Genomic DNA, 9,773 nt, shown 5'->3' on the forward strand with positions numbered 1-9,773 from the left:
TCGGCTTCTCCGAGAGGTGCTCATGCTTCGTCGACTCGTTCCCGCTACTGCAGCCGCCGCGCTGCTCCTCGCCGGTGCCACAGGCTGCAGCGCGCAGCAGGCTTCGGCGGCAGATTGCGAGCCGACGCTCCACCCCGGTGCGCTGAGCGACAGCGTCACGGTGACGGGCAGCTTCGGTGAGGCCCCTGAGGTGTCGATTCCTGATGATCTGCGGGTGCTCACCACGCAGCGCACGGTGGTTGAGCAGGCGGCGGATCGCAGCAACCTTGTCGAGGATCAGTCGCTCGTGGGTGTCAACATGGCGTTCTTCGATCAGGCGAGCGGTGAGCGCATGTACGAGAGCCCCGGTTTTGCTGCCGCAGATCAGTCGGCGGAGTTCCTGCTGGTGTCTGATGATGCCTCGAACCCGTTGAGCGAGTCGCTGCGTTGCGCGGCTCCCGGTGACCGTGTGGTGGTTGCGATGGCGCCTGATGAGGGCGGCCAGCTGGCGATGCAGCTCGGGGGCGATCCTGAATCTCCGCTGGTTGCGGTGATCGATGTGGTGTCGGCGGGTCCGCTTGCGGCCGAGGGCCCGGTGCGTGGTCTTCCGAATGGCTTCCCGGCTGTGGTGACCAATGATGAGGGTCGCCCCGGCATCGTGTTGCCTCCGCGGTCGGCCCCTGAGGGCACCACTGCGGCGGTGCGCGTGGAGGGCGATGGTGCTGAGGTCGGTGCCGACGACAATGTCATCGCGCAGGTGCTCAGTGTCGGCTGGGATGGCACGGTGCAGACCAACAGCTGGGAGTCCGGCCTGACGGGCTTGGGCAATGAGCAGCAGGTTTCGCAGTCGGGCAATACCTTCCGCAATCAGCTGACCGGGGCGAAGGTGGGTTCGCAGCTGGTGATCATCGAGAACGAGGCTGACGCCGAGCCGCGCGTGGTGGTCGTCGATATCATCGGGGTCGGCTGAGGTTCGGGTGACCGGTCGCGTTCCTGGCGAGCAGCGCGTCTTCAGCCTGGTTCTCGCACTCGTCGTGAGCCCGCAGGGGCTCACGAAGCAGGAGCTGCTGTCGACGGTGCACGGCTACGCCGAGCGATCGGGGTCGTTGTCGGCGTCTGAGCGTGCGGCTCGTGACAGGCTGTTCGAGCGCGATAAGGAGCAGCTGCGCGAGCTCGGCATTCAGATCGAGACGCTCGATTCGCCGATGCAGCCTGGCAATAATCAGCTCACCAGGTATCGCATTTCGAAGGAGCAGCTCGAGTTTCCGAGCGAGTTGCGTTTCGATGAGCAGGAGTTGATGCTGCTTCGTCTTGCCGCGTTGGCGTGGAGCGAGGGCAGTTTGAGTGCGGCGTCGCGTCGTGCGGCGATGAAGCTTGAGGCTTTGGGTGCTGGACTCGATGTGCAGCATTTGGGGGTTGCTCCAAGTTTGGGCACGGCTGAGCCTGCGGCGGTGCCGTTGCAGCGCGCGATCGATGAGGTTCGTGTGGTGCGTTTCGATTACGCGCTTCCTGGCCGGGATGCTCCGCTTGAGCGTCGGGTGGCTCCGCTGCGGTTGCACCGGGTGGATGGGCGCTGGCATCTGATTTCTTGGGATCTTGATCGCGAGGCGGATCGGGTGTTTTTGCTGTCTCGCATCGTGGGTGGTGTGCGCTTGGGGGCTGAACGTTTCGATGCGGCGCTGCTGGATCGTGGGGAGTTGGCGGTTGCTGATCTGCTGGCGCTGCGTGAGCGGCAGCAGACGGTGGTGTTGGTGCGACGCGGCAGTGTCGCTGAGGCGCGGCTGTCGCCGAGGGCCGTTGGCGCCGAGCGGGATGTGCGCCGCGAGTGGGTGCGGCTGACGGTCGGGGTGCTAGACCTCCACCTGTTCGCCGAGGAGCTGATCGGCTATGGTGCTGATGCTGCGGTGGTGTCGCCGGATTCGGTGCGGGGGCTGGTGCATGATGGTTTGCGGCGGATCGCGGCGGTTCACGGGGCTGGCCTTTCTGGGCCTGTTTCTGCCCAGGGGCCAGAACCGAGTGGGGTGACCGAAGCGGCGGCGCCGGCGGGCTCTGCTGAGCCGAAGGGAGTCGACGATGCGTAAGCGTGTGCTCGCCCCGGATCGTGTGATGCTGCTATTGGCGCTGGTGCCGTATTTGCGCGAGCACGGCCCGACGCCCGTGCCGCAGCTCGCTGCGGCGTTCAATGTCGCCCCTGATCTGCTGCGGGAGCTGGTGCGCTTTTTGGGTACGGCGGGAGTGCCAGGGGAGACGCTGAGCTACCAGGATGAGGATCTTTTCGATATTGATTGGGATGCGCTCGAACGCGACGATGTCGTGAGCGTGACCCGCACGGTCGCCGTCGATGACGCACCGCGCTTCGCGCCTGCCGAGACTGCGGCGCTGATTGCTGGGCTGCAGGCGCTCACACCGATGCTGCCCGATGAGTACGCGCGTGGCGCGCAGCAGGCTGCGGCGAAGCTGGGCACGGCTTTGGGGGCTGCGGCGCCGATGTTATCGGTGACGGCGGATCCGCAGGACCCGCGGATCCCTCTGGTGGTGTCGGCGATCGATGCCGGCCGGGTGCTGGCCTTTGAGTATCGCGATGCCGAGGGGCGTTCGAGCCGACGCACGGCCGACCCGATCGCGCTCACGCAGCATGCCGGATCCTGGTACTTGCGGGCGCACTGCCGCGATCGCGACGCGGAGCGCAGGTTCCGTGTGGAGCAGATGAGCGGGGTGCGGGTGCTTGACCTTGCGGCTGAACCGCATGCGCCGGCGGGTGAGGAGACGCGGCCTGCGTTCGATCTGGTGGTGTCGCTTCCCGCGCACATGGTGCCGAAGATTCGCGGCTTCGATCCGGAGGTGATCGGCGAGGATGCGGCCGGTCGGGTGCGCGTGCGCGTTGAGGCTTGGCATGAGGGGGCTGCGATCAGGCTCGTGCAGGCTGCTCCTTGCGAAATTGTGGTGGAAGCGCCTGAGCGTGCCCGTGAGGCTGTGCGGGCGTGGGCTGTGCGTGCGCTCGACGCCGCTGAGCGGGTGCCCGGTTCTGCAGGGTCGCTGGGATAAACTGAGCGAATGGCAGAACAGGCGCGGAAGAAGCGCAATCCTGAGGCGAGGATGAGCCTCGGGGACCACCTCGTCGAACTGCGCAAGCGTCTCATGATTTCCGCTCTCGCGATCGTCGTGGGCCTTGTGGTCGGCTTCATCCTCTCGCCGTACGTGTGGGATGTGCTGCGCCAGCCCATTTACGACATCGCTCGGGAGCAGGGGCGCACGGCGCAGATCAACTACGACGACATCACCGGCGCCTTCGACACGCGGGTGCAGATCGCACTGTTCATCGCGGTGATTATCTCGTGCCCGGTGTGGCTCTACCAGATCTGGGCGTTCCTCGCCCCCGGTCTCACCAAGCGCGAAAAGCTCTACGGGGTGGGGTTCCTGTGCACGGCCATCCCGCTGTTTTTGCTGGGTGCTTACGCCGGCTGGCTGGTCATCCCCAATATTGTGCGCCTGCTCACGAGCTTCGCCCCGCCCGAAGACGCGGCGTTCATGAGCGCCCGCAAGTACCTCGATTTCTCGACGAAGCTGTTGCTGGCCATCGGTGTCGGTTTTGTGATGCCGGCGCTGCTGGTCATGCTCAACTTCCTCGGTGTGCTCCGCGGCAAGTCGATTCTGAAGAGCTGGCGAGTCGCGATCCTCGTCATCATCTTGTTCGCCGGGATCGCGACGCCGGCTGTCGACCTCATGAGCATGTTCCTGTTGGCGGCACCGCTGATCGTGCTCTACTTCGGCGCTGCGGGGATCGCGATTCTGCACGATCGGCGCGTCGATAAACGCCGTGCTGCCGATCTGGCCGAGTACGGCCTCGACGACTCCGATCCAGACGAGAATGCCGATGGCGGCGGTCGCACGCGGGGGCGCCTGGGGAAGCAGTCGTGACGCAGCCGACCGGGGCAGAGGCCGGGCCGAGCGGGCCCGTGACCGGGCCAGACACGACCGGCCCGCAGACGGCGCTCGATGCGTTCGCGGCACGCGTCGGCTATCCGCTCGACGCCTTCCAGCGCACCGCCTGCGAACGGCTCGAAGAGGGGCGCAGCGTGCTCGTGGCGGCACCTACGGGCTCAGGCAAAACCACCGTCGCGGAGTTCGCGGTCTATCTCGCGCGCCGCGAACGCGATGCCCGCATCTTCTACACCGCACCCATTAAGGCGCTCTCGAATCAGAAGTTCCACGAGCTCTGCGAGGAGTACGGCGAAGATGAGGTGGGCCTGCTCACGGGTGACGTGAACCTGCGCGGGGACGCCCCGATCGTGGTGATGACCACCGAAGTGCTGCGCAACATGATCTACGCCGAGGGCGATGCAGGCCGCGCGGGCAGCCCGCGTGATGCGCTTGACGGTCTCGCTTTCGTGGTGCTCGACGAGGTGCACTATCTGGGCGACCGCTGGCGCGGTGCTGTGTGGGAGGAGATCATCCTGCACCTGCCGCCTGAGGTGCGGCTGGTGTCGCTGTCGGCCACGGTGTCGAACGCCGAGGAATTCGGCGACTGGATGCACGCGGTGCGCGGCGACACCGATGTGATCCTCTCGGAGCACCGTCCCGTGCCGCTCTACCAGCATGTGCTCACCTCGAAGGCGCTGCTGCCGCTCTTCGTGGGCCGCGACGGCGAGACCGCCGCGACGGGCGGAGGCGGTCGCATCAACCCCGAGCTGCGCCAGCTCGACGGTGGGCGACGCGGCGACGATCGTGGCCGCGGGGGTCGCTCCGATCGCGGCGCGAGTGAGCGCGGGCGCGACCGCGGTCACGGCTACGCTGATCGTGGCCGCACCCGGGGCCGTCCGCCGGTGCGGCGCACGCGCCGCGTATCCCGCGCCGATATCGCGCGCGCCCTCGACGAGACGCGGCTGCTGCCCGCGATCGTGTTCGTGTTCAGCCGCAACGGTTGCGACCAGGCGGTGCGACAGTGCCTCTTCGAAGGCATCGCACTGACCACGCGCGAAGAGCGCGAGGAGATCAGGCGTGTGGCGCGATCCGCCACCATCGACATGAGCGATGAGGAGCGCCGCGTGCTCGGCGTGCGCGAGTGGATCGCGGGCCTCGAGCGGGGCATCGCTGCCCACCACGCGGGGCTGTTGCCCACGTTCAAGAGCGTTGTTGAGCAGCTCTTCCAGCGGCGCCTCGTGAAGCTCGTCTTCGCCACCGAGACCCTGGCCCTCGGCATCAACATGCCGGCGCGCGCCGTGGTGATCGAACGGCTCGACAAGTTCAACGGCGAGCAGCGCGTGCCGCTGACCTCGGGGGAGTACACGCAGCTGACGGGCCGTGCTGGGCGACGCGGCATCGACACCGAGGGCCACGCGGTCGTAGTGTGGAGCGACGGGGTCGACCTCGAAGCGCTCGCCCACCTCGCCGGTGCGCGGTCGTTCCCGGTGCGGTCGAGTTTCAGGCCAACGCCCAACATGGCCGTGAACCTGCTGCAGCGCATGGACATGGAGCACGTGCGCGAAACCCTCGAACTCTCCTTCGCGCAGTTCCAGGCCGACCGCGCCGTGGTTGATCAGGCCCGCGAGCTGCGCGCCGAGCAGGAATCCCTCGCCGGCTATGACGCCGCGGCGGCGCGGTCGCAGGGGGCGGATCGCCGGCGCTGGGAAGACCGCGCGCGCAAACTGCGGCGACGCATCGAGCGCGGCCGCCGCCAGATCGCCTCGCGCACAGGCACCATTGCGCGCACCTTCGACCGAGTGGTCGAATTGCTGTTCGTCCTCGACTATCTGCGGGGCCCGTCGTCGGAGCCTGAGGTGGCGCCGTGGGGTGAGTTGCTGCGCCGCATCTACGGCGAACGCGACCTGCTCGTGGCAGAGTGCCTGCGCCATGACGCACTGCGCGGTCTCGATGCCGCCGGTCTCGCCGCGATGTGCTGCGTGCTCAGCTATGAGCCGCGACGCGACGACGAGGGCGAGCCGCGCCTGCCGGGAGGGCGCCTCTTCTCAGCCGCGCTCGACAGGGTGCTCGACCTGTGGGTCGAACTCGACGACCTCGCCGAACGGTATCGGCTGCCGCGCAGCGAGATGCCGCACGCGGGACTTGCCGCTGCGATGCATGCCTGGGCGGCGGGCACCCCGATCGAGCAGGTGCTCGAACGTTCGGGTATTGGCGCGGGCGACTTTGTGCGATGGAGCAAACAGACCATCGATATGCTCGACCAGATCGCGCAGGCGTGCGAAACCGCCGTGCGCGGCGGCCTCGACGAAGACCGCCTGGGGGAGCTCGCGAAACTCGCCCGCGAAGCGAAGCGCGGCGTGCGACGCGGCATCGTCGAGGCGTCGAGTGCTTCGTGAGCGGCGTCGTGTGATGGGTGCTGTGCAGCGTTTGCCGTGGTGGGCGTCGCTGATCGCGGCCGCCGCCGGCGGTGCGCTGCTCGACGTGGCTAGCCCGGGTGTCGCCTGGTGGCCGGCGGCGTTCGCCGGAGTCGCGCTCGTGCTCGCGGCGGTGTGGCAGCAGCGCTGGCCGATCGGGTTGCTTGCCGGTATCGCTGCCGGTGCCGCGTTTTGGATGCCGCACATCTCCTGGCTCACCCTCTATCTGGGGCCGGTGCCGTGGTTAGGGCTCAGTGCGGTGATGATCTTCTGGTTCGCGCTGTTCGGGATCGCGGCTGCTGGTACTACTTCCGCGTTGGGTTCCCGCGCGCTTGGAGAGATCGCTGAATGGGGGCGTTCCATCCGACTCGCTTCGCTCGCTGCCAGACCCAGCCAGTCACGCCCCCATTCGGCGATCTCCCCAAGCACTGACCGGTTCGCCGATGTCTCCGAGACTGCGCGAACTCGCCGGTGGCGAGGGTGGAAGGTTGCGGTGGCGCAGGCGCTTGCGGTGGCGGGGCTGTGGGTGCTCCGCGAGCAGGTGCAGGGATCGTGGCCCTACGGCGGTTTCGCGTGGGGTCGTCTTGCGCACACGCAGGCCGACGGGCCGCTCGCGCAGGCGGTGTCGTGGACCGGCTTTGCCGGCCTCTCTGGGCTGATCGTGTTCGCCTGCGCGCTGCCGGTCGCCGCAGCGTTTGCGGGGCTTTCGGCGCGCGGTGTGCAGGCGGGGGCGGATCCGGCGGCGCGAGGGACGCTGAGTGCTCGCCCCAGGCGCATCATTTTGGCGGGGGGTGCCGCAGGGGTGGTGATCCTGCTGGTGCTCGCGCTGCTTCCTGCTGCATCGCTGCAGCAGACCGGATCGCTGCGGGTTGCCGCCGTGCAGGGCAACTCGAAGTCTGGAATTTTCGATGATCGCGAATCGGGTGATGTGCTGCGCGACCACATCGCGGCAACCGAAGATCTGCTCGATCGTCTCGAAGCCGATGACGAGACCGTCGACGTGATCGTGTGGCCTGAGAACAGTGCGGAGTTCGGTCTGCCGGCCAGCCCGCTGGCGTCGCAGCGGGTTGCGAAGCTTGCGAAGCGGGCCGGGGCACCGATCGTGGTCGGCACGATCCTCGAGAATCCCGACGGCAGCTACACGAACAGCTCGCTCGTGTGGGGCTCGTCGGGCTCCGAGCCCGCACGGTATGACAAGCGCTACCCGGTGCCCTTCGCCGAATACATGCCGAACCGCGAGTTCTTCCACATGCTCGCCCCCGACCTCGTCGACCTCGTGCAGTTGGAGTACACGGCGGGAACGCTTCCGGCTGCGTTCGAGGTGCCGACAGCGGTGGACCCGGTCAAGGCCGGAATTGCGATCTGCTTCGACATCATTTTCGATGCGCAGGCTGTCGCGATGGTCGATGCCGGCGCTGAGGTGATCTTCGCGCAGACCAACAACGCCGACTTCGGCCGCACTGATGAGAGCGCGCAGCAGCTCGCCATCGCCCGGCTGCGTGCGATCGAAACGGGGCGCGCCCTCGTCAACATCTCCACGGTCGGCACGAGCGCCGTGGTCGCGCCTGACGGCCGCGATCTCGCCGCACTCGAACCGTTCACCTCCGGCGCGATGGTGGCCGAGGTGCCGCTCGTCACTGGGCGCACCCCCGCACTTCTTGCCGGATCCGCCATCTCCACAATTTGGATGGTGCTGGGCGGCCTGGGGATCGCCGCGGGCGTCGCCTCAGCGGTGAGGTCGCGGGTTCAGCGCGGGGCTGTTGAGGCCGATGGAGATCACGGCGGCGAGGCTCAGAGGCATGCGTAGCGGATCGACGCGTTGAGTGGCGGGCAGCAGCAACCCGGTGGGGGAGCGATCGAAGCTCCCGCACCGGGTTGCTGCTGCGCCTGCGGTGGGTGAACGGCTCGGCTACTTCGCGCCGCGGCGGGCGCGAAGCAACTGCAGTCGCTCTTCGAGCAGCTCCTCGAGCTCTTCTCGCGTGCGACGTTCGATGAGCATGTCCCAGGGCGTGCGCTGAGAAGATTCCTTCTCCTCGAACTCGGCCCGCGCCGCGCGACCGGCCTCGTCATCGAGGAAGCCGATCTCTCCACTCTTCTGGTCAACCCATTCGGCCGGCGGTTCGGCGTCAGCGTCGAAGAGCACCCTGAATCGCACCCCCCGGTCGGTCAGATACTCGACGGCGCGTCTGGGCGAGAGCTCAACGCCCTCCTCGCCTTGCAGACTCGTCGCGCCGATGCGCGTTCCTCGTAGAGTTCGATCAGCCATGCTGGACCTCCTCGCCGGTGGTGAGCGGGCCGGAACGCTCGCAGACTCTGCGGGTGCCCCTGCCGTTCATTGCAGCGTACTCGCTCGCGTCGGGTTCGCGATACCCCTGTGCATGGGGTGCTCGGGATGCTGGGTCCACTACTCTGGGAAGCACGTAATTCGAAACGACGAGGAGCACTTGTGACTCAGATTCTTGAACCGGGCAGCCTCGCCGGCCGCCTCGCGCTCGTGACGGGCTCGTCGCGGGGCATCGGCGCCGACACCGTCCGGTACTTCGCCGAGGCGGGAGCCGACGTGGTCGTGAACTTCCGCAACAAGGCTCCGCGCGCCGAAAAGCTAGCGGCGCAACTGCGGGAGCTGGGCGTGCGCGCCCTCGTGCAGGGCGCAGACCTCACCGATCCCCAGTCGGTTGCGGCGATGATGGACGCCGTGCGCGAGGAGTTCGGCGGCCTTGACGTGCTCGTGCTCAATGCCTCGGGCGGCATGGAGGGCGGCATGGAGGAAGACTACGCGCTGAAGCTCAACCGTGACGCGCAGCTTGCGGTGCTCGACGCCGCGCTGCCGCTGATGGGTGAGGGATCGCGTGTGGTGTTCGTGACCAGCCACCAGGCGCACTTCATTCGCACCACGCCCACGATGCCGGAGTATGAGGGCGTGGCGCTGTCGAAGCGCGCCGGTGAGGATGCGCTGCGTGAGCGCATTCCCGCTCTCGAAGAGCGCGGCATCGGTTTCACCGTGGTCTCGGGTGACATGATCGAGGGCACCGTTACCGCGACCCTGCTCAACCGTCTCAGCCCCGGTGCCATCGAGGAGCGCCGTGAGCAGGCAGGCAAGCTCTACAACGTCTCTGAGTTCGCGGCAGAGGTGGCGCGTGCAGCGGTCGATCCCGTTCCTGCCGATCACACCCGCCTGGTGGGTGATACCCGGAGCTTCAACGGCGAGGGCTGAGGCTCCGCGACATCGACCAGCCGGTGTCCGATAGTCGAACGCGCTGCGGCGCGTCATGGTGACTATCGGACACCGGTTTTTCTACGCCTGTTTCATCGGGGCGACAGCAGTGTTTCGGTTGTGTTTCGTGAAATGCCCTCGTTCGGAAGTCGCCAAGATCGTCCGAAGATAATTCTGAAAGTGTGGGTCCGTCGGCGAATCATGTGCATAAAGTGCGTTGCTCAATTCGTTTCACCGAAGAAGCT

At 67.2% G+C, this 9,773-nt stretch carries 8 protein-coding genes; 7 read left to right on the plus strand and 1 reads right to left on the minus strand.

Features of this window, described 5'->3' with window-relative positions:
• Positions 1-22: 22 nt before the first annotated feature.
• Genes WFI54_RS00625 through lnt form a run of 6 tightly spaced genes read left to right on the plus strand, consistent with a single transcriptional unit; the run spans position 23 to position 8,121 of the window.
• Positions 23-949 (plus strand): peptidylprolyl isomerase, encoded by a 927-nt coding sequence (locus WFI54_RS00625; protein ID WP_336650877.1) that lies wholly within the window; start codon positions 23-25, stop codon positions 947-949.
• Between the two features lie 7 nt (positions 950-956).
• Positions 957-2,060: a helix-turn-helix transcriptional regulator gene (locus WFI54_RS00630; protein WP_336650878.1), complete on the plus strand. Its 1,104-nt coding sequence runs from the start codon at positions 957-959 to the stop codon at positions 2,058-2,060.
• Positions 2,053-3,024, plus strand: a complete 972-nt coding sequence (locus WFI54_RS00635; protein ID WP_336650879.1) for a helix-turn-helix transcriptional regulator — start codon at positions 2,053-2,055, stop codon at positions 3,022-3,024. Before WFI54_RS00630 ends, WFI54_RS00635 begins: the two co-directional genes overlap by 8 nt.
• Positions 3,025-3,033: 9 nt before the next feature.
• Entirely contained in the window at positions 3,034-3,897 is an 864-nt protein-coding gene (tatC, locus tag WFI54_RS00640) for a twin-arginine translocase subunit TatC (protein ID WP_336650880.1), read from the plus strand.
• A gap of 38 nt (positions 3,898-3,935) precedes the next feature.
• Positions 3,936-6,296 carry a DEAD/DEAH box helicase gene (locus tag WFI54_RS00645; RefSeq protein WP_442918460.1) on the plus strand — a complete coding sequence of 787 codons (2,361 nt, stop codon included), beginning with the start codon at positions 3,936-3,938 and terminating at the stop codon, positions 6,294-6,296.
• A 13-nt stretch (positions 6,297-6,309) separates the two neighbouring features.
• Positions 6,310-8,121 carry an apolipoprotein N-acyltransferase gene (lnt, locus tag WFI54_RS00650; protein WP_336650882.1) on the plus strand — a complete coding sequence of 604 codons (1,812 nt, stop codon included), beginning with the start codon at positions 6,310-6,312 and terminating at the stop codon, positions 8,119-8,121.
• 102 nt (positions 8,122-8,223) lie between these two features.
• On the opposite strand, the gene WFI54_RS00655 is transcribed toward lnt, so the two are convergent.
• Positions 8,224-8,580 carry an RNA polymerase-binding protein RbpA gene (locus WFI54_RS00655; protein ID WP_336650883.1) on the minus strand — a complete coding sequence of 119 codons (357 nt, stop codon included), beginning with the start codon at positions 8,578-8,580 and terminating at the stop codon, positions 8,224-8,226.
• Positions 8,581-8,760: 180 nt separating this feature from the next.
• On the opposite strand from WFI54_RS00655, the gene WFI54_RS00660 reads away from it, so the two are divergent.
• Positions 8,761-9,528 carry an SDR family oxidoreductase gene (locus WFI54_RS00660; protein ID WP_336650884.1) on the plus strand — a complete coding sequence of 256 codons (768 nt, stop codon included), beginning with the start codon at positions 8,761-8,763 and terminating at the stop codon, positions 9,526-9,528.
• The last annotated feature ends 245 nt before the right edge of the window (positions 9,529-9,773 follow it).

This window comes from Leucobacter sp. MMO-125, assembly GCF_037148395.1.
Taxonomy (GTDB): domain Bacteria; phylum Actinomycetota; class Actinomycetes; order Actinomycetales; family Microbacteriaceae; genus Leucobacter.